We start from the raw sequence: 17,346 nt of genomic DNA, 5'->3' as shown, positions 1-17,346 counted from the left end.
TTGCCAAGGAAGTGTTTTCCCATATTCTTGACGATGCGCTCCGCACCGGTTTTGCTGACATCATATGCCTCTCGGATTTCGTTTAATTTCTTTGTTCGTGTTTTCGATTTTTCTTGCTTGAGCCAAAATTGATAAGTTTCATCTTTTCTCATTTGTTGAATGTGATCCAGCATTTTTTGCTTGCAGGCGTTATAAATATGGCGTCCGATTTCAAGGCGTTTTTCTAATATATGAACTTGAAAAATCTCCGTTTTGAGGAATAGTTCAACGACATAGCGGGGACCCTTTTTCGCCATAATTACCCGGACCTCCGAACATACATTCTATATTAATGATACAATATTTAAAAAATAAAAACAAGAGCTTTTTCATCTTTATTTGAATCTATGTTTCTGGCATTCATCCCGGCATTGAAATGCCGGGCCTTCTGCCAGTCGTTCGTAAACCCCGAATTCACTCTATACCAAGCCCCCTTAGATATCCCGTTTATTTTTCCAACACAACTTCATCGTTTTATTCAATCATTCAATAAAATACCTTCAAAACTAAATGGCCAACATAAAAGTCTAGCTGGTTTTTTAATTAAGCAGCATCAAGATGAATCTCCATATCATCGATTACCAACTTATGATTATGACCTGCTGCAAAAAGGAATTACTTGCGCAACATGCCACTCATTTCGTGTTCATTCCACTGAAAGCAAAATTGTATGCTGTAACTGCGAGAGCGTGGAAAAACTTGACGATGCCATTCTGAGGAATGTTGCGGAATTAAAGCTTCTTTTTCCAAATGAGAAAATTACCACTAAACGTGTACATGAGTGGTGCAAAGTCATTCAGTCCAAAAAGACGATTAGGAGAGTTTTATTGCAAAATTTAACACCAATAGGAGACAGGCACCAAAGATATTTTATATAGGCTAAATACACCCACCCCATTTACATAGATTATGATTGTTAATATTTTGAGGGTGATGGACATGCGCCATTTATTTCCTGTAAATGATAATGCAAAGATATGCTTTTACCGTTATCTGCATTTTTTACTTCTCACGGGCAATGCAGGGGCACCCCTTTTACCGTGGGACATCCTCCTTTGCCTTTTGCAGGTAATGAACAGACAATGCTTTTTCCGGCAACTCACATTTTCACCGCTTGCGGGCAATGCAGAGGCACCCCTTTTACCGTGGGGCATCCTCCTTTTCCTTTTACGGGTAATGAACAGACAATGCTTTGACCGGTAACTCACACTTTCACCGCTTGTGGGCAATGCAGAGGTACCCCTTTTACTAATTCCTTACAGGGCAGAGCTCCCCAGTTTATCAACAACACAAAAAAGACCCTTCCCACCGAAGTGAAAAGAGCCTTGAAACGTAATATATTAACGCTTCGAGAACTGCGGTGCTCTACGCGCGCCTTTAAGACCGTATTTCTTACGTTCTTTCATGCGTGGGTCACGAGTTAAGAGACCTGCACGTTTTAGTGGCGCACGGAACTCAGGGTCTGCTTGAAGCAATGCACGGGCGATGCCATGACGGATGGCTCCCGCTTGTCCTGTGTATCCGCCGCCGTTTACATTGACCAATACGTCGTAGTTGCCCAATGTTTCAGTTGCTGCCAACGGCTGTTTAATGACTTCGCGCAAAGCCGCGAATGGAATGTATTCTTCTACTTCACGATTATTAATAACGATACGGCCTTCGCCGGGTACTAAGCGTACGCGGGCGACAGAGCTTTTACGGCGGCCTGTACCATAGTATTGAACTTGTGCCAAAATAAATTGCCCTCCCTTTAAATTATCCGCGAAGCTCGTAAGTTTGCGGTTGTTGTGCTTGATGTGGATGTTCCGGTCCTGCATAGACATGAAGTTTTCTGTACATTTGACGTCCTAATGGTCCTTTTGGAAGCATGCCTTTGATGGCCAATTCAAGCATTTTTTGCGGTTGTTTTTCTCTCATTTCCTGAGCAGTTCTTTGCTTGATGCCTCCAAGGTATCCTGAATGACGGTAGTACATTTTGTCGCTCCATTTATTACCTGTTAATTCGATTTTTTCAGCGTTAATGATAATCACATGATCGCCTGTGTCAATATGAGGTGTGTATGTTGGTTTATGTTTGCCGCGCAAAATGCTCGCCACTTCAGATGCAAGACGGCCAAGCGTTTTGCCTTCAGCGTCTACAACGTACCATTTACGCTCGATTTCTCCGGCTTTAGCCATATACGTAGTACGCATTTATTACCCTCCAATTTTCAAAAAATGAGCTGTTGTTATTTTCATCACAATAAGTTTCCGGGGCTTATCGTGGAATTGAAAAAAGAATACCATAGGATATTTTATCTGTTTTGGCAAATGAAGTCAAGAAAAACTTGGACGCCAGGAAAGGTTGTTATCACTCCGGAAGCTTTTCGTAATACACTTCCCACAAATAGAGTCCTTGGGCAGGGGCCGTTTTCCCGGCCAGCCTGCGGTCTTTTGCAGCCAAAATGTCCGGAATATCCTGCGGATCAAGTTTTCCTGTGCCTACTTCCAAAAGCGTTCCTACCATAATTCTCACCATATTGTATAAAAAACCGTTCCCGGTAAACGTAAATACAAGTTCAGGATGGCGATCATCAATTTCAAGGCGGGAAATGGTCCTCACTTTGTTCGTCATTTCTGTTTTGGCCGAACAAAAGCTTGTAAAATCATGGGTTCCTGCCAAAAATTGTGCCGCTTTTCTCATTCGGCCAATATCCAGCTTGCCGCGGACATGGGCATAATAATGGCGTTTAAAAGGATCCCTTGCCTCGCGGTTGTACAGGAAATATTTATACGTTTTCCCGACTGCGTCGTAACGGGCGTGAAATTCGGGTGCGGCCGCTTCCACATTCAAAAGTGAAATATCATCCGGCAGCAGGCTGTTCAGCGCCTTCACCCACCGTTCTGAAGGCAGCGACAGCCCGGAGTCGAAGTGGATGACCTGTCCGCGCGCATGTACGCCCGCATCGGTACGGCCGGAAGCGGTAACTGGAACATGGCGTCCTTTATGCATTTTTTTCAACACTTTTTCAATTTCTTCCTGGACCGTCCTCCCTTTCGGCTGGATTTGGTAGCCGGAGAAGCCGGAGCCATCATATTCGATCGTTCCTTTATAACGCTGCATTTCCCTTGATCCCCATTTTCATGATCTCCATGTGATTAACAGTATCGTGAGTATGATGAATGCGCAACCCGCCAGCATGTCACGCGCGTGCCATTTCAGCAGGCGGTATTTCGTCCGGCCTTCTCCCCCGCGATACCCCCTTGCTTCCATGGCGGTCGCCAGTTCTTCGGCCCGTTTGAATGAACTGACAAACAAAGGAATCAAAAGCGGTACAATGGCTTTCAGTCTATCCTTGATGGGACCGCTGGAAAATTCAACGCCCCTGGCCATTTGCGCTTTCATGATTTTATCCGTTTCATCCATAAGCGTTGGGATAAAGCGCAATGAAATGGACATCATCAATGCCAATTCGTGTACCGGGAAGTTGACTTTCTTGAGCGGTTTCATCAAGCTCTCAAGTCCGTCCGTCAATGTGATCGGCGTTGTTGTCAGCGTAAGCAACGTCGTGACAAACACGAGCAGGAAGAAGCGAATCGAAATAAAGATCGCCTGCCGCAGGCCTTCTTCATGTATGTGAACCTTGCCGGGGCTGTATATGACATCTCCCTCTTTGTTAAAAAAGAGCTGCAGGAAAAAAGTAAAGATAATCAAAATGATGACAGGTTTTAAACCATTGATTAAAAACTTGATATTCATTTTTGACAAAAGGATCAGCATGAAGACAAAAGCAACAAGCAATCCATATGTCAGTGTATTATTCGCCAAAAAAACGACAGCAATAAATCCGAACACAAACAGCAGCTTTGTTCGCGGGTCCAGCATGTGAATAATGGAGTCACCGGGAATATAACGCCCAAAAATCATTTTTTCCATCATGGGAGCATGCCGCCTCCCTCTTTCAGTTCTGCCAGCAGTTCGGATAGTTCCTCGATGGACAGGCATGTTTTTTTGAGCTTTTTATTCATTTTTTGCTCAAGCTGGTATTGAAATTTGACGACTTGGGGAACATCCAGCCCAAGTTCAAGCAGCTCTTCCGGATTGGAAAAGATGGTTCTCGGTTCACCGATTTTTTGTACACGCCCTTTATGCAAGATGACAATTTCATCGGCATATTTGGCCGCATCTTCCATGCTGTGCGTTACTAGAATGGTAGACAGGCCCTTTTCCTTATGCAAACGGTAAAACATCTCCATAATTTCCGTCCGGCCGCGCGGATCAAGCCCCGCTGTCGGTTCGTCCAGCACCAATACTTCCGGATCCATCGCCAATACTCCGGCAATGGCGACACGCCGCATTTGCCCGCCGGAAAGATCAAACGGGGATTTGTGCAAAATGTCTTCCGGCAAGCCGACTTCTGCGATCAGTCTTTTTGCCCTTTTCTTCGCTTCTTCCTCGGAAACGCCAAAATTCATCGGCCCAAAGCAAATATCTTTTTCAACGGTTTCATCGAAGAGCTGATGTTCGGGAAATTGAAAAACAATCCCGACTTTTTGCCGGATGCTTCGCAGGTTCTTCTCTTTTTTTCCCGCTGTGATCGTTCTTTCGCCGATGGTAATCTTCCCTTTTGTCGGCTGCAGCAATGCGTTCAAATGTTGGAGAATGGTAGATTTTCCGGAGCCGGTATGACCGATCAAGGCAACGAACGAGCCTTCCTTGATGTGCAGGTTGATATCCTGGATGGCGAGGCGTTCAAACGGCGTGTTGGCCGAATATTTATATTCTACTTTTTGAAGTGTAATTTCCATAAATCATTCACCAACTCTTCATCTGTCAAATACAATTGCGGCAAGGGAAGACCCGCTTTTCTTAACGTATGGCTCATTTTTACAGGAAAGGGAATATCAAGCCCAAGAGTGACCAGCTCTTCTTCCAGTTCAAAGATTTCCTTGGGCTTCCCTTCTTTATACACCCGGCCCCGGTTCATGACGATCATCCTGTCTGCCCTGGCCGCTTCTTCCAAATCATGCGTAATCGATATGACGGTCAGCCCTTGCTCATCTTTCAATTCCCTTACGGTCTGAAGCACCTCTTCCCGCCCAAGCGGATCAAGCATGGATGTTGCTTCGTCCAATATAATGACATCCGGTCTCAGAGCAATGACGCCGGCAATGGCGACGCGCTGTTTCTGGCCTCCGGAAAGATGATGCGGCTCCTGGTTGAGAAAGTCGGACATATGCACCCGTTGGAGCGCCTCTTCTACACGTACGGTCATTTCTTCATGCGGAACACCGTTATTCTCCATCCCAAAAGCCACATCATCTTGTACAGTTGTGCCGACAAACTGGTTATCCGGACTTTGAAATACCATTCCAACCTTGCGGCGGATATCCCAAACTGTCTCTTCACTTAAAGGAAGATTCTGAACCTTGACCATGCCTTTTTCGGGAAATTGCAGCCCGTTTAAAATTTTGGCAAGCGTCGATTTTCCCGAACCGTTATGGCCCACAATGGCAAGCCACTCGCCTTCTGTGACAGAAAAAGATACGTCTTTTAAGGCGTACGATTCCTGGCCTTCGTAGCGAAAAGAAATATTTTGAATGGAAATCACCGGTTTCGCCATCTCTTGCCCCTCCTCTTGCACATTAACGCTTTCTGCATGAAGCCCATAAACAGAAAAAAGCCTGCACCTTGCTCCGGGCACCGGCCGGACCGGTGCCTCATCCTTGATGACAGAGGGAGAAGGTGCATGGAGCTAGACAGGGTCACAAAAAACGTGCCTATCGTAACGCTCTTTTAAGCTTTCATGTTTCTCACGTTTAAAGAAAAAGGGCAATAGACGTACGCCCTGCCCTGTAATGTTTCTTTTGGATTAAACCAATTCAATAATAACCATTGGAGCTCCGTCTCCACGGCGTGGTCCGAGCTTCATGATTCTGGTATAGCCGCCTTGGCGTTCTGCATACCTGGGGGCAATATCGGAAAACAGTTTTTGCAATGCATCCTGGTTTTCTTCGGCATTTGCCACTTCTTTGCGGATGAAGGCGGCTGCTTGCCGGCGGGCATGCAAATCTCCGCGTTTTCCAAGAGTGATCATTTTCTCGACAACAGAGCGAAGTTCTTTTGCACGCGCTTCTGTTGTTTCAATCCGTTCGCTAATAATCAAGTCCGTTGCCAAGTCGCGAAGCATGGCTTTGCGCCCTGCGCTTGTACGTCCCAATTTACGATAAGACATGTCGTTTCCCTCCTTTGTTGTGGCATATTCGCTATGTTATATCTCTTTTATTCGTCTTTTCGAAGTTCAAGCCCCAGCTCTTCCAGCTTGCCTTTTACTTCTTCCAAAGATTTTCTTCCCAAGTTTCTTACCTTCATCATGTCTTCTTCGGTCTTGTTCGCCAGCTCCTGAACCGTATTAATGCCGGCCCGCTTCAGGCAGTTGTACGATCTGACGGAGAGATCAAGTTCTTCAATCGTCATTTCGAGGACTTTTTCTTTTTGATCTTCTTCTTTTTCCACCATGATTTCAGCATGCTGGGCTTCATCCGTCAACCCGACGAAAATATTTAAATGCTCGGTTAAAATTTTGGCTCCAAGGGAAATGGCCTCTTCCGGGCTGATGCTTCCGTTCGTCCAAACGTCCAGCGACAGCTTATCGTAGTTTGTCATTTGACCGACTCGCGTGTTTTCCACTTGATAATTGACGCGCGATACAGGTGTATAAATCGAATCAATCGGTATAACGCCAATCGGTAAATCGTCGCGCTTGTTCATATCAGCAGGAGTGTACCCGCGGCCTTTTTTTGCTGTCATGCGTACACGGAAGTTGCCGTTTTCGGCAAGCGTGGCAATATGCAGATCGGGATTTAGTATTTCTACATCGCTGTCATGCATAATGTCCGATGCTTTTACTTCGCCTTCGCCTTGTGCATCAATTTCCAACGTTTTTTCTTCGTCAGAATAAATTTTCAGAGCTAGTTTCTTAAGATTAAGGATGATAGAGGTAACATCTTCGACGACACCTTCTATGGTTGAAAATTCATGCTGTACCCCTTCGACCTGTATCGAGGTGATCGCTGCACCAGGGAGTGAGGATAATAGAATACGACGCAAGGAGTTACCCAAAGTTGTACCATACCCACGCTCAAGCGGTTCGACAACGAACTTTCCATAATTAGCATCATCACTGATCTCAATCGTTTCTATTTTCGGCTTTTCAATCTCGATCATTCACATATACCCTCCTTCAAAACGTCGAAATTCCGGCTGCCCGAAATTCCCCCATGAAACATTTGTCCGTGCAACAACCCGATGAGGAACAAGTTGAATTTAATCATAAATTCATATAGTACCCCATTATAGACAGGTAATACAGAATTTATACAAATTCATTATACACGACGACGTTTTGGCGGACGGCATCCGTTATGAGGAACGGGTGTCACGTCTCTGATGGCCGTTACCTCAAGGCCGGCAGCTTGGAGAGCACGAATCGCTGCTTCGCGGCCTGCACCCGGGCCTTTTACGGTCACTTCCAAAGTTCTCATGCCATGCTCCATGGAAGCTTTCGCAGCCGTTTCTGCAGCCATTTGGGCAGCAAATGGAGTGGATTTACGGGAGCCTTTAAAACCGAGTGCACCGGCTGAAGACCAGGAAACAGCATTTCCCTGAGCATCCGTGATCGTTACGATTGTATTATTAAATGTGGAGCGAATGTGAGCGATCCCTGTTTCTATATTCTTTTTTACACGACGTTTGCGAGTATTTGTTTTACGTGCCATTGTATATAACCTCCTTTACTTGCTATTTTTTCTTGCCCGCTACCGTTTTACGGGGACCTTTCCGGGTCCGTGCGTTGTTTTTCGTGTTTTGTCCACGTACCGGCAGTCCGCGGCGATGGCGAAGCCCCCGGTAAGAGCCGATTTCCATGAGGCGTTTAATGTTCAATGATACTTCACGGCGAAGGTCTCCTTCAACCTTTAAGCCGTCAACGATATTACGAATTTTATCCAACTCGTCATCCGTCAAGTCTCTTACACGTGTATCTTCGGAAACTCCCGCTTCTTTGAGAATATCGGCGGCTGTATTTTTTCCGATACCGTAAATATATGTGAGCGCAATAACGACGCGCTTTTCACGTGGAATGTCTACACCAGCTATACGTGCCACGATGTGTGCACCTCCTTATTATCCTTGTTTTTGTTTATGTTTCGGGTTTTCACAGATTACCATAACTTTGCCTTTTCTACGGATAATTTTGCACTTCTCGCAGATCGGCTTGACTGATGGCCTTACTTTCATTTTTTTAAAACCTCCTTAACAGCCTGAAGTGCACTACTTAAAGCGGTATGTGATTCTTCCCCGCGTCAAATCATATGGAGAAAGTTCCACAGTTACTCTATCACCAGGCAAAATACGAATGAAGTGCATGCGGATTTTTCCCGATACATGCGCAAGCACCGTATGGCCATTTTCTAATTCTACCTTAAACATGGCGTTTGGCAAAGTATCCACTACCTTGCCTTCCACTTCAATGACATCTTCTTTCGCCATCAAACCCGTCTCCCTTCTCTAAGACTTCCAAAACCTCTTCCACAAACTTTCCAAGAGCCCATCGCAACTTCCCATTGGTGACCCGCCCGGTTTCCAACATGCTTCTGCGCACTTCCTCATTAATATAGTCATAGCACTGAAGATGTTGAATGTTCTTCTTTTTGGGACGGTCAAATTTTCTTTTGTCCCCATCCGCGATCAATACGAATTTGTCATCCATCCGCTGGATGACGATCGCGTATTGGCCGGCATCCCGCCCTTTATGAATATAGACAACCTGGCCGATTTGGGGACTCGAGTCAGACTCATTCAACGAGATCACCTGCGCTTACAGTTTTGTTAAAATCTCAAAACCTGTTTCCGTAATGGCTATTGTATGTTCAAAGTGCGCACACATTTTCCCGTCAACTGTTACGACAGTCCAATTGTCCGGAAGCGTCTTAACGTAGCGGCTTCCCGCATTGACCATCGGCTCAACGGCCAGCACCATCCCGGGTTTCAAGCGGGGTCCTTTGTCAGGTGGACCATAATTGGGAATTTGCGGATCTTCATGTAAGCTTAGACCAATTCCATGCCCTACATACTCACGGACAATGGAAAAACCTTCTGCTTCCACAAATGTTTGTATCGCATGAGAAATATTTGAAAGACGAGCGCCCGGCCTGGCTTGTTCCAAGCCCATATATAGAGATTTCTCCGTTACGTCGAGCAGCATTTGCGTTTCATCGTTGATCCTGCCCACTGCATATGTCCAAGCCGAATCACCGTGATACCCGTTATATTGGGCCCCGATATCGAGGCTGACAATGTCGCCTTCATTTAGAACACGGTCACCGGGTATGCCATGGACAAGCTCCTCGTTGACGGATACGCAGATGCTCCCGCTAAATCCGTTATAGCCTAAAAAAGAAGGATGTGCACCATGTTGTCTGATAAATCTTTCGGCAATGTTGTCCAGTTCCTTCGTCGTAATGCCAGGCTGAATATGCTTTTGCAACTCTTGATGAGTCATGGCAACAATTCGACCGGCTTCTCTCATTAATTTAATTTCTCGGGGGGTTTTTGTAATAATCATTATTTCAAATCCTTTAAAAGCGCATCAATGTCTGAAAATACTTGATCAATATGCTGCTGGCCATTGATGTTTTTCAAATAGCCTTTCCCGTAATAGAAATCCAGAAGCGGCTGCACCTGTTTCACATTAACGTCGAGTCTGTTTTGGACGGTTTCCTCGTGGTCATCTTGGCGCTGATACAGTTCTCCGCCGCAACGGTCACATACACCCGGCTCTTTTGGCGGATTAAATATGAGATGATAAGTGGCGCCGCATTCTTTGCAAATTCGGCGGCCGGTCAAGCGCTCCATCAATATATCTTTATCTACGTCAATATTGATGACATAGTCGATTTTTCTTCCAAGTTCAGACAATATGTCTTCAAGGGCCTCTGCTTGTGGCACTGTTCTGGGAAAACCGTCAAGAAGGAAGCCTTGTTCGCAATCTGCTTTGCTTAAACGGTCACGAACGATGCCGATCGTAACTTCATCGGGAACGAGTTCTCCTTTATCCATAAAGGATTTCGCTTTAAGCCCCAACTCCGTACCCTCATTCATGGCTGCCCGGAACATATCTCCTGTTGAAATATGAGGAATTTGATATTTATTAACAATCTTATCGGCCTGCGTACCTTTTCCGGCACCAGGAAGTCCCATTAACACTAAATTCATTCAAAATCGCCCCTCTGCATCCACCCGGGCCTATGCTTGCCCGCATGTTATTTAATGAACCCTTTGTAATGGCGCTTTACAAGCTGAGCTTCCAGTTGTTTCATCGTTTCAAGCGCAACACCGACAACAATGAGCAATCCGGTTCCGCCAATTTGGGCTGCCTGCGGCAAGTTGGCAAATTTAATAAAAAATACAGGCAGAATGGAAATGAAAGCAAGGAACAGCGCCCCGACAAACGTCAGTCTGTAAAGTACGCGCGTCAAGTATTCCTGCGTGTTTTTCCCCGGACGTATACCTGGTATATAACTGCCCTGTTTCTTTAAATTTTCAGCAACTTGTTCGGGATTCACCTGAACAAAGGCGTAAAAATAAGTAAAGGCGACAATCAGGATGACAAAAATGGCCATTCCTACAGGCTTGGTATGATCAAAAAATGATTGAATCGTACTGACAATGTCACCTGAGCCAAAAAATGTCACGATTGTTTGCGGTGCAACCATAAACGCGCTTGCGAAGATGACTGGAATGACCCCAGCAGCATTTACCTTTAACGGCAAATGTGTATTTTGCCCGCCGACAGGGCTGCGTCCATCCATGCGCTTTGCATATTGGATCGGAATTTTACGCAGTGCCTGCTGGACAAATATGACGCCAACAATGATTGCAATGACAGCGAGCAGAATGAGCAGCATGACGACAATTCGAATGAATAGTTGTTCTCCTGCACCTTCAAATTGCGTTGCATAGATTTGGTTTACTGCATTGGGAATGCCCGCGACGATTCCGGCGAAAATAATAATGGAAATTCCGTTGCCGGCGCCATTTGCCGTAATTTGCTCGCCCAGCCACATCAGGAACGCCGTTCCTGCGGTCAGGACGATGGCAATCGTAATATACGTGCCAAATCCAGGGTTTTTTATAAGTTGAAGCTGTGTCATCCGGTTAAAGCCAAAAGACAAGCCGATTGCTTGAATAAACGCTAATACAATGGTGAAGTAACGGGTAAACTGTGCCAGCTTGCGGCGTCCCACTTCACCTTGCTTCGACCACTCAGTAAATTTGGGCACGACATCCATTTGCAGAAGCTGCACAATGATGGAAGCCGTGATATATGGCATAATGCCCATCGCAAAAATGGAGAAGTTTTGGAGGGCACCTCCGCCAAAAATATTCATAAAACCAAACAAACTTGCCTGGTCCTGCAATTTAAGCACATCGGAATCTACATTGGGCACGGGGATAAACGCCCCGATTCGGAAAACGACAAGCATTAACAAGGTAAAAATAATCTTTTTTCTTATATCCCTCACACGCAAAAGGTTGGAGACTGTCCGGAACATTAAATCACCTCTGCAGTTCCGCCGGCGGCTTCGATGGCCTCTTTAGCGGCAGAGGAGAATTTATTCGCTTTTACAGTCAGCTTTTTCTCGATGTTGCCTTTCGCAAGAATTTTGATACCGGACTTTTCATTACTGACAACCCCTGTTTCGATGAGAAGCTCCGGAGTCACTTCCGTGCCGTCTTCAAAGCGGTTGAGGGCGTCAAGATTCACAATGGCATATTCCTTGCGGTTGATATTTGTGAAGCCGCGTTTTGGCAAACGCTGGAATAAAGGCATTTGACCACCCTCAAATCCCGGCCGCACTCCGCCGCCCGAACGGGCATTTTGTCCTTTATGTCCCCTGCCGGCTGTTTTTCCGTTGCCGGAGCCGATTCCACGTCCCACACGGCTGCGTGCTTTGCGGGCTCCTTGAGCAGGTTTTAACTCATGCAGTTTCATGATGGGCACCTCCTTCTTCCTTTTGTTTTTACTGTTCCTTGACCGTGACAAGATGGGAAACTTTGTTGATCATTCCCCTGATCGCCGGATTGTCAGCATGCTCTACTGTTTGGTTGAGTTTGCGCAAGCCGAGCGCTTTGACAGTGTCACGCTGATCTTTCGTACGGCCGATCAAGCTGCGAGTGAGGGTGATTGTTAATTTTTGAGCCATGATCTTCCCCTCCTTAACCTAACAATTCTTCGACTGATTTATTGCGCAGCTTTGCTACGTCTTCAGCTCGTTTGAGATTTTTGATTCCTTCGATCGTTGCACGAACCATGTTAATCGGCGTGCTGGAACCAAGGGATTTTGAAGTGATGTCCGCAACACCGGCCAATTCCAATACCGCACGGACCGGTCCGCCGGCAATCACTCCGGTACCCTCATTCGCAGGTTTAAGAAGGATTTGGCCTCCGCCGTAGCGTCCGATAATTTGGTGTGGAATCGTTGTGCCGACCAAAGGCACTTCGATCATATTCTTTTTCGCATCTTCGATCGCCTTGCGAATTGCTTCAGGAACCTCTTGTGCCTTACCGGTGCCAAATCCAACGTGACCATTTTTATCACCGACAACAACAAGCGCCGTAAAACGGAAGCGCCGTCCACCTTTGACAACTTTTGCGACACGGTTTACTGTAACTACACGTTCTTCCAAATCAAGTTTGTTCGCATCAATTTGACGCATATAGTTCGTCCCTCCTTTTTATTAAAATTCCAGGCCATTTTCACGGGCAGATTCGGCCAATGCTTTGACACGTCCATGGTATAAATAGCCGCCGCGGTCAAAAACGACTGCTTTTACGCCTTTTTCAACAGCACGTTTGGCAATGAGCTCTCCCACTTTTTGCGCTGCTTCCACGTTGCCTGCAGCTTCGGGGTTGAGTTCTTTGTCGAGTGTAGAAGCACTTACGATTGTTACGCCCTTTTCATCATCAATCAATTGGGCATAAATATTTTTATTGGAACGGTACACGCTTAAACGCGGGCGTTCTGCAGTACCGCTTAATTTTACACGGACACGCGCATGTCTTTTCTTGCGCACTTTGTTCTTGTCGAGCTTGGTAATCAAGCGAGTCACTCCTTTCAGTACCTAGCAGCTTTATTTACCTGTTTTTCCTTCTTTGCGGCGTACGTATTCACCTTCGTAGCGAATACCTTTGCCTTTGTACGGCTCAGGCGGGCGCACCGCACGGATATCAGCAGCCAAGGCTCCTACTCTTTCTTTGTTGTAACCTTTTACGACTACTTTTGTATTGGATGGAACATCGATTTCGATGCCATCTTCCGGTTCGAATTCAACAGGATGTGAATAGCCTACGTTTAAAACGAGTTTTTTGCCCTGTTTTTGGGCACGATATCCGACTCCGACGAGTTCAAGAGATTTTTCAAAACCCTTTGATACGCCTTCCACCATATTTGCAAGCAATGAACGGGTCGTTCCGTGCATGGAGCGGTGTTCTTTTGCGTCGGATGGACGGACAACCGTAATCGTATTGTCTTCGACGTTAATGATCATTTCTTGATGAAATGTATTTTTAAGCTCACCTTTTGGCCCTTTGACAGTAACTGTATTTCCGTCCTTTGTCACTGTTACGCCAGAAGGAATTTCAATTGGTTTTTTACCAATACGGGACATTGTTACACCTCCGTTCTTGTATGAAAAATTACCAGACGTATGCGAGTATTTCGCCGCCAATTTGCTTGGCTCTTGCTTCTTTATCGGACAATACGCCTTGAGAAGTGGAAACAATCGCAATTCCAAGTCCGTTTAATACTTTTGGCACTTCGTTCGCTTTTGCATACACGCGAAGGCCCGGTTTGCTGATGCGTTTCAGTCCGGTAATCACGCGTTCGTTATTGGCTCCGTATTTCAGAAAAATGCGCAGGATTCCCTGTTTGTTATCTTCTATAAATTCAACGTCACGAATGAAACCTTCCTTTTTCAGGATTTCGGCGATTTCCTTCTTGATGTTGGAAGCAGGAACTTCCAAAGTTTCGTGACGGACCATGTTCGCGTTGCGAATTCTTGTCAGCAAATCTGCAATTGGATCAGTCATTACCATTTATTTTTACCTCCTTCCCAATCTCGGCCTTACCAGCTTGCTTTTTTGACGCCAGGGATTTGACCCTTATAGGCCAGTTCGCGGAAACAAATCCGGCATAGTTTAAATTTGCGAAGGACAGAGTGCGGCCGGCCGCATCGTTCGCAACGTGTATATTCTTGCACTTTAAATTTTGGTGTGCGTTTTTGTTTCACAACCATTGATTTTTTAGCCACTATTTCGCCTCCCTTTTGTTTTGATTACTTTTGAAACGGCATTCCGAAGCCGGCAAGAAGTTCACGAGCTTCTTCATCCGTTTTTGCCGTAGTGACGATCACAATATCCATGCCGCGAACTTTGTTGACTTTATCGTAATCAATTTCCGGGAAAATGAGTTGTTCTTTAATGCCCAATGTGTAGTTTCCGCGTCCGTCAAACGCTTTTTTGGAAATTCCGCGGAAGTCGCGTACCCGCGGCAATGAAACGGAAACCAATTTGTCAAAAAACTCATACATGCGTTCGCCGCGAAGAGTCACTTTCGCACCGATTGGCATGCCTTCACGAAGGCGGAATCCCGCAATGGATTTTTTGGCTCTTGTGACAACCGGTTTTTGGCCAGTGATCAAAGCCAGTTCTTCAACAGCGTTGTCGAGCAATTTGGCATTTTGAACAGCGTCGCCAACACCCATGTTCACAACGATTTTTTCAATTTTAGGTACTTCCATTACAGATTTATAATGAAACTTGCTCATAAGAGCAGGAGTGATTTCTTTCTGAAATTTTTCCTTTAGGCGGTTCATGTCGTGTACCTCCCTTCACTACACAGTTTTTACGTCATCTAAAATTTCGCCGGATTTTTTGGCTACACGAACACTTTTTTCTTTTTCGCTGCCATCTTTCATTTTAATCGTTACTCTTTTATAGCCGACTCTTGTCGGTTCATTTGTTTTGGGATCAATGACCATGACGTTAGATGCATGGATTGCTGCTTCTTTTTCAATGATCCCGCCCTGCGGATTGTCTTGGGAAGGTTTCGCGTGTTTTTTTATCGTATTGACGCCTTCTACAAGTACACGTTCCTTTTTGGGGAATGCGGCAAGTACTGTGCCGGTTTTTCCTTTGTCTTTGCCAGTAATAACCATTACTTTATCGCCTTTTTTGACATGCATTCAAGCGCACCTCCTTAGTGACCTAATTGTAATTCCTTAAAGAACTTCAGGAGCCAAAGATATGATTTTCATGAAGTTTTTATCGCGAAGTTCGCGGGCAACCGGTCCGAAGATACGAGTTCCTCGAGGTGCTTTATCATCACGGATAATGACACATGCATTTTCGTCGAATTTAATGTAGGAACCATCCGGACGACGTGCTCCGCTTTTTGTCCGTACAATAACAGCTTTTACTACGTCGCCTTTTTTGACAACGCCCCCAGGTGTTGCATTTTTTACTGTGCACACGATGACATCTCCAATGTTAGCCGTTTTACGGCCGGATCCGCCCAGCACTTTGATGGTCAATACTTCTCGGGCCCCGGAGTTGTCAGCCACTTTTAAACGGGATTCTTGTTGAATCATTACTTGTTACCTCCCTTCGGAAATCGTATATCCGAAAAAATATTGATTATATAATAACCGCTTTTTCTACGACCTCTACGAGGCGGAAACGTTTTGTAGCCGAAAGCGGGCGAGTTTCCATAATCCGGACGATATCCCCGACTTTTGCTTCGTTTTGCTCGTCATGAGCCTTGAATTTTTTAGAGTACTTTACGCGTTTGCCGTACAGAGAGTGTTTTTTATACGTTTCGACCATTACTGTGATGGTTTTATCCATCTTGTCGGAGACAACCCGGCCGGTATACACTTTACGCTGGTTGCGTTCACTCATATTGCAAACCTCCTATCATTATCGATTGTTAACCCCGATCTCTCTTTCGCGGATGATCGTTTTCATCCGTGCGATTCCTTTGCGCACTTCTCTGATACGGGCGGTGTTTTCAAGCTGCCCGGTCGCCAGTTGGAAGCGAAGGTTAAATAGCTCTTCTTTTAAAGACTTAATGTTTTGTTCTATTTCGGCAGTGGTTAATTCACGTATTTCATTAGCCTTCATTTCGTTCACCACCAATTTCTTCTCGTTTAACAAACTTGCATTTTACTGGAAGTTTGTGAGACGCCAGACGAAGTGCTTCACGCGCAACTTCTTCAGATACGCCGGCAATTTCGAACATGACTTTGCCCGGTTTTACGACAGCTACCCAGCCTTCAGGAGCCCCTTTACCGGAACCCATGCGGACTTCCAATGGCTTCGCTGTATAAGGTTTGTGCGGGAAAATTTTAATCCATACTTTACCGCCACGCTTCATGTAACGGGTCATGGCAATCCTGGCGGCTTCAATTTGGCGGTTTGTGATCCAGGATGCTTCCAAAGCCTGCAATCCATACTCGCCAAAGTTTACTTCCGTGCCGCCTTTTGCCTGGCCGCGCATTTTTCCGCGGTGTTCGCGGCGGTATTTTACACGTTTAGGCATTAACATGATTATTTTCCTCCTTCCTCGGACTTTTTCTTTTCAGGAAGGACCTCTCCACGATAAATCCATACTTTTACGCCAAGCTTGCCATAAGTAGTGTCAGCTTCAGCATGTGCATAGTCGATATCTGCGCGGAGTGTATGAAGTGGAACTGTTCCTTCGCTGTAATGTTCAGAACGAGCAATATCTGCTCCGCCAAGACGACCGGATACCATTGTTCTGATTCCTTGCGCACCTGCACGCATTGTCCGTTGAATGGCTTGTTTTTGAGCACGTCGGAACGAAATGCGGCTTTCAAGCTGGCGCGCGATGTTTTCTGCCACCAATTTTGCATCCAAATCAGCTTTTTTAATTTCAACGATGTTAATGTGTACCCGTTTGTTTGTTAGTTTGTTTAGTGCTTTGCGAAGCGCTTCTACTTCACTTCCGCCTTTTCCGATCACCATGCCGGGCTTGGCAGTGTGGATCGTAATGTTGAGCCTGTTTGCAGCGCGCTCGATTTCAACACTGGAAACAGAAGCATCCGCAAGCCGGTTTTCGATATATTCACGCACCTTTATATCTTCGTGCAATAAAGTTGCGAATTCTTTTTCAGCGTACCATTTAGATTCCCAATCGCGAATGATGCCGATGCGCATCCCGATCGGATTCACTTTTTGACCCACG

General features: G+C 45.7%; 30 protein-coding genes and 1 pseudogene. All 31 read right to left on the bottom strand.

Annotation, left to right across the window (positions count from 1 at the left end; genetic code table 11):
• Positions 1-296: pseudogene (locus AB1L08_RS08320) on the bottom strand (RNA-guided endonuclease TnpB family protein); the annotation flags it as partial.
• A 1,083-nt stretch (positions 297-1,379) separates the two neighbouring features.
• Positions 1,380-1,772, bottom strand: a complete 393-nt coding sequence (rpsI, locus tag AB1L08_RS08315) for a 30S ribosomal protein S9 (protein ID WP_413064206.1) — start codon at positions 1,770-1,772, stop codon at positions 1,380-1,382.
• Positions 1,773-1,794: 22 nt separating this feature from the next.
• Positions 1,795-2,232 (bottom strand): 50S ribosomal protein L13, encoded by a 438-nt coding sequence (gene rplM, locus AB1L08_RS08310; RefSeq protein ID WP_413064205.1) that lies wholly within the window; start codon positions 2,230-2,232, stop codon positions 1,795-1,797.
• Between the two features lie 157 nt (positions 2,233-2,389).
• The gene (gene truA / locus AB1L08_RS08305; protein WP_413064204.1) at positions 2,390-3,142 is read right to left on the bottom strand and encodes a tRNA pseudouridine(38-40) synthase TruA; all 753 of its coding nucleotides are present in this window, start codon (positions 3,140-3,142) and stop codon (positions 2,390-2,392) included.
• A gap of 18 nt (positions 3,143-3,160) precedes the next feature.
• A complete protein-coding gene (locus AB1L08_RS08300) occupies positions 3,161-3,958 on the bottom strand; it encodes an energy-coupling factor transporter transmembrane component T family protein (protein ID WP_413064203.1) in 798 nt (265 codons plus the stop codon).
• A complete protein-coding gene (locus AB1L08_RS08295; protein ID WP_413064202.1) occupies positions 3,955-4,827 on the bottom strand; it encodes an energy-coupling factor ABC transporter ATP-binding protein in 873 nt (290 codons plus the stop codon). Before AB1L08_RS08295 ends, AB1L08_RS08300 begins: the two co-directional genes overlap by 4 nt.
• Positions 4,803-5,642 (bottom strand): energy-coupling factor ABC transporter ATP-binding protein, encoded by an 840-nt coding sequence (locus AB1L08_RS08290; protein ID WP_413064201.1) that lies wholly within the window; start codon positions 5,640-5,642, stop codon positions 4,803-4,805. Before AB1L08_RS08290 ends, AB1L08_RS08295 begins: the two co-directional genes overlap by 25 nt.
• Before the next feature lie 249 nt (positions 5,643-5,891).
• Positions 5,892-6,254, bottom strand: a complete 363-nt coding sequence (gene rplQ / locus AB1L08_RS08285) for a 50S ribosomal protein L17 (RefSeq protein ID WP_413064200.1) — start codon at positions 6,252-6,254, stop codon at positions 5,892-5,894.
• A 47-nt stretch (positions 6,255-6,301) separates the two neighbouring features.
• Positions 6,302-7,246 (bottom strand): DNA-directed RNA polymerase subunit alpha, encoded by a 945-nt coding sequence (locus AB1L08_RS08280; protein WP_413064199.1) that lies wholly within the window; start codon positions 7,244-7,246, stop codon positions 6,302-6,304.
• 161 nt (positions 7,247-7,407) lie between these two features.
• The gene (gene rpsK / locus AB1L08_RS08275) at positions 7,408-7,797 is read right to left on the bottom strand and encodes a 30S ribosomal protein S11 (RefSeq protein WP_413064198.1); all 390 of its coding nucleotides are present in this window, start codon (positions 7,795-7,797) and stop codon (positions 7,408-7,410) included.
• A gap of 22 nt (positions 7,798-7,819) precedes the next feature.
• On the bottom strand, positions 7,820-8,185 hold the full coding sequence (gene rpsM / locus AB1L08_RS08270) for a 30S ribosomal protein S13 (protein WP_413064197.1): 366 nt from the start codon (positions 8,183-8,185) through the stop codon (positions 7,820-7,822).
• 18 nt (positions 8,186-8,203) lie between these two features.
• Positions 8,204-8,317: a 50S ribosomal protein L36 gene (gene rpmJ / locus AB1L08_RS08265; protein WP_016205879.1), complete on the bottom strand. Its 114-nt coding sequence runs from the start codon at positions 8,315-8,317 to the stop codon at positions 8,204-8,206.
• Between the two features lie 33 nt (positions 8,318-8,350).
• Positions 8,351-8,569, bottom strand: a complete 219-nt coding sequence (gene infA, locus AB1L08_RS08260) for a translation initiation factor IF-1 (protein WP_018708754.1) — start codon at positions 8,567-8,569, stop codon at positions 8,351-8,353.
• On the bottom strand, positions 8,547-8,882 hold the full coding sequence (locus AB1L08_RS08255) for a KOW motif-containing protein (RefSeq protein WP_413064196.1): 336 nt from the start codon (positions 8,880-8,882) through the stop codon (positions 8,547-8,549). Before AB1L08_RS08255 ends, infA begins: the two co-directional genes overlap by 23 nt.
• A 15-nt stretch (positions 8,883-8,897) precedes the next feature.
• Positions 8,898-9,644, bottom strand: a complete 747-nt coding sequence (gene map, locus AB1L08_RS08250; protein WP_413064195.1) for a type I methionyl aminopeptidase — start codon at positions 9,642-9,644, stop codon at positions 8,898-8,900.
• Positions 9,644-10,294 carry an adenylate kinase gene (locus tag AB1L08_RS08245; protein ID WP_413064194.1) on the bottom strand — a complete coding sequence of 217 codons (651 nt, stop codon included), beginning with the start codon at positions 10,292-10,294 and terminating at the stop codon, positions 9,644-9,646. The genes map and AB1L08_RS08245 overlap by 1 nt, the downstream gene beginning before the upstream one ends.
• 47 nt (positions 10,295-10,341) lie before the next feature.
• Entirely contained in the window at positions 10,342-11,634 is a 1,293-nt protein-coding gene (gene secY, locus AB1L08_RS08240; protein WP_413064193.1) for a preprotein translocase subunit SecY, read from the bottom strand.
• The gene (gene rplO, locus AB1L08_RS08235; RefSeq protein ID WP_413064192.1) at positions 11,634-12,074 is read right to left on the bottom strand and encodes a 50S ribosomal protein L15; all 441 of its coding nucleotides are present in this window, start codon (positions 12,072-12,074) and stop codon (positions 11,634-11,636) included. The genes secY and rplO overlap by 1 nt, the downstream gene beginning before the upstream one ends.
• 28 nt (positions 12,075-12,102) lie before the next feature.
• Complete coding sequence (gene rpmD, locus AB1L08_RS08230; protein WP_413064191.1) at positions 12,103-12,285, bottom strand: 50S ribosomal protein L30; 183 nt, start codon at positions 12,283-12,285, stop codon at positions 12,103-12,105.
• Positions 12,286-12,298: 13 nt separating this feature from the next.
• Positions 12,299-12,799: a 30S ribosomal protein S5 gene (gene rpsE / locus AB1L08_RS08225; protein WP_413064190.1), complete on the bottom strand. Its 501-nt coding sequence runs from the start codon at positions 12,797-12,799 to the stop codon at positions 12,299-12,301.
• Positions 12,800-12,820: 21 nt separating this feature from the next.
• Entirely contained in the window at positions 12,821-13,183 is a 363-nt protein-coding gene (gene rplR / locus AB1L08_RS08220; RefSeq protein ID WP_413064189.1) for a 50S ribosomal protein L18, read from the bottom strand.
• Between the two features lie 30 nt (positions 13,184-13,213).
• Positions 13,214-13,750 (bottom strand): 50S ribosomal protein L6, encoded by a 537-nt coding sequence (gene rplF, locus AB1L08_RS08215; protein ID WP_413064188.1) that lies wholly within the window; start codon positions 13,748-13,750, stop codon positions 13,214-13,216.
• 28 nt (positions 13,751-13,778) lie between these two features.
• Positions 13,779-14,177: a 30S ribosomal protein S8 gene (gene rpsH / locus AB1L08_RS08210; RefSeq protein ID WP_413064187.1), complete on the bottom strand. Its 399-nt coding sequence runs from the start codon at positions 14,175-14,177 to the stop codon at positions 13,779-13,781.
• A 29-nt stretch (positions 14,178-14,206) separates the two neighbouring features.
• A complete protein-coding gene (locus tag AB1L08_RS08205; protein WP_077111561.1) occupies positions 14,207-14,392 on the bottom strand; it encodes a type Z 30S ribosomal protein S14 in 186 nt (61 codons plus the stop codon).
• Positions 14,393-14,416: 24 nt separating this feature from the next.
• Positions 14,417-14,956, bottom strand: a complete 540-nt coding sequence (gene rplE, locus AB1L08_RS08200; protein ID WP_413064186.1) for a 50S ribosomal protein L5 — start codon at positions 14,954-14,956, stop codon at positions 14,417-14,419.
• A gap of 18 nt (positions 14,957-14,974) precedes the next feature.
• On the bottom strand, positions 14,975-15,325 hold the full coding sequence (rplX, locus tag AB1L08_RS08195) for a 50S ribosomal protein L24 (RefSeq protein ID WP_413064185.1): 351 nt from the start codon (positions 15,323-15,325) through the stop codon (positions 14,975-14,977).
• A gap of 36 nt (positions 15,326-15,361) precedes the next feature.
• Positions 15,362-15,730 carry a 50S ribosomal protein L14 gene (gene rplN, locus AB1L08_RS08190; RefSeq protein WP_077111558.1) on the bottom strand — a complete coding sequence of 123 codons (369 nt, stop codon included), beginning with the start codon at positions 15,728-15,730 and terminating at the stop codon, positions 15,362-15,364.
• A gap of 46 nt (positions 15,731-15,776) precedes the next feature.
• Positions 15,777-16,040, bottom strand: coding sequence for a 30S ribosomal protein S17 (gene rpsQ / locus AB1L08_RS08185; protein WP_413064184.1), 264 nt, complete (start codon positions 16,038-16,040; stop codon positions 15,777-15,779).
• A gap of 18 nt (positions 16,041-16,058) precedes the next feature.
• Positions 16,059-16,262 (bottom strand): 50S ribosomal protein L29, encoded by a 204-nt coding sequence (gene rpmC / locus AB1L08_RS08180; RefSeq protein WP_413064183.1) that lies wholly within the window; start codon positions 16,260-16,262, stop codon positions 16,059-16,061.
• On the bottom strand, positions 16,252-16,686 hold the full coding sequence (gene rplP, locus AB1L08_RS08175) for a 50S ribosomal protein L16 (RefSeq protein ID WP_413064182.1): 435 nt from the start codon (positions 16,684-16,686) through the stop codon (positions 16,252-16,254). Before rplP ends, rpmC begins: the two co-directional genes overlap by 11 nt.
• A gap of 2 nt (positions 16,687-16,688) precedes the next feature.
• Positions 16,689-17,345: a 30S ribosomal protein S3 gene (rpsC, locus tag AB1L08_RS08170; RefSeq protein ID WP_413064181.1), complete on the bottom strand. Its 657-nt coding sequence runs from the start codon at positions 17,343-17,345 to the stop codon at positions 16,689-16,691.
• Position 17,346 lies beyond the last annotated feature (1 nt).

This window comes from Siminovitchia jepli, from assembly GCF_047228825.1.
Classification (GTDB): Bacteria; Bacillota; Bacilli; order Bacillales; family Bacillaceae_C; genus Siminovitchia.
This window is presented reverse-complemented; position numbering and strand designations above follow the sequence as displayed.

Coding starts and splice junctions, on each gene's coding strand:
- rpsK (WP_413064198.1), bottom strand. CDS start 7,797: ATGGCACGTAAAACAAATACTCGCAAACGTCGTGTAAAAAAGAATATA.
- rpmD (WP_413064191.1), bottom strand. CDS start 12,285: ATGGCTCAAAAATTAACAATCACCCTCACTCGCAGCTTGATCGGCCGT.
- rplP (WP_413064182.1), bottom strand. CDS start 16,686: ATGTTAATGCCTAAACGTGTAAAATACCGCCGCGAACACCGCGGAAAA.
- rpsE (WP_413064190.1), bottom strand. CDS start 12,799: ATGCGTCAAATTGATGCGAACAAACTTGATTTGGAAGAACGTGTAGTT.
- rplF (WP_413064188.1), bottom strand. CDS start 13,750: ATGTCCCGTATTGGTAAAAAACCAATTGAAATTCCTTCTGGCGTAACA.
- AB1L08_RS08245 (WP_413064194.1), bottom strand. CDS start 10,294: ATGAATTTAGTGTTAATGGGACTTCCTGGTGCCGGAAAAGGTACGCAG.
- rplN (WP_077111558.1), bottom strand. CDS start 15,730: ATGATTCAACAAGAATCCCGTTTAAAAGTGGCTGACAACTCCGGGGCC.
- AB1L08_RS08280 (WP_413064199.1), bottom strand. CDS start 7,246: ATGATCGAGATTGAAAAGCCGAAAATAGAAACGATTGAGATCAGTGAT.
- infA (WP_018708754.1), bottom strand. CDS start 8,569: ATGGCGAAAGAAGATGTCATTGAAGTGGAAGGCAAGGTAGTGGATACT.
- rplE (WP_413064186.1), bottom strand. CDS start 14,956: ATGAACCGCCTAAAGGAAAAATTTCAGAAAGAAATCACTCCTGCTCTT.
- rplX (WP_413064185.1), bottom strand. CDS start 15,325: ATGCATGTCAAAAAAGGCGATAAAGTAATGGTTATTACTGGCAAAGAC.
- map (WP_413064195.1), bottom strand. CDS start 9,644: ATGATTATTACAAAAACCCCCCGAGAAATTAAATTAATGAGAGAAGCC.
- rplQ (WP_413064200.1), bottom strand. CDS start 6,254: ATGTCTTATCGTAAATTGGGACGTACAAGCGCAGGGCGCAAAGCCATG.
- truA (WP_413064204.1), bottom strand. CDS start 3,142: ATGCAGCGTTATAAAGGAACGATCGAATATGATGGCTCCGGCTTCTCC.
- AB1L08_RS08300 (WP_413064203.1), bottom strand. CDS start 3,958: ATGATGGAAAAAATGATTTTTGGGCGTTATATTCCCGGTGACTCCATT.
- rplM (WP_413064205.1), bottom strand. CDS start 2,232: ATGCGTACTACGTATATGGCTAAAGCCGGAGAAATCGAGCGTAAATGG.
- rpmC (WP_413064183.1), bottom strand. CDS start 16,262: ATGAAGGCTAATGAAATACGTGAATTAACCACTGCCGAAATAGAACAA.
- AB1L08_RS08295 (WP_413064202.1), bottom strand. CDS start 4,827: ATGGAAATTACACTTCAAAAAGTAGAATATAAATATTCGGCCAACACG.
- rpsH (WP_413064187.1), bottom strand. CDS start 14,177: ATGGTAATGACTGATCCAATTGCAGATTTGCTGACAAGAATTCGCAAC.
- rplO (WP_413064192.1), bottom strand. CDS start 12,074: ATGAAACTGCATGAGTTAAAACCTGCTCAAGGAGCCCGCAAAGCACGC.
- secY (WP_413064193.1), bottom strand. CDS start 11,634: ATGTTCCGGACAGTCTCCAACCTTTTGCGTGTGAGGGATATAAGAAAA.
- rpmJ (WP_016205879.1), bottom strand. CDS start 8,317: ATGAAAGTAAGGCCATCAGTCAAGCCGATCTGCGAGAAGTGCAAAATT.
- AB1L08_RS08290 (WP_413064201.1), bottom strand. CDS start 5,642: ATGGCGAAACCGGTGATTTCCATTCAAAATATTTCTTTTCGCTACGAA.
- rpsQ (WP_413064184.1), bottom strand. CDS start 16,040: ATGAGTGAACGCAACCAGCGTAAAGTGTATACCGGCCGGGTTGTCTCC.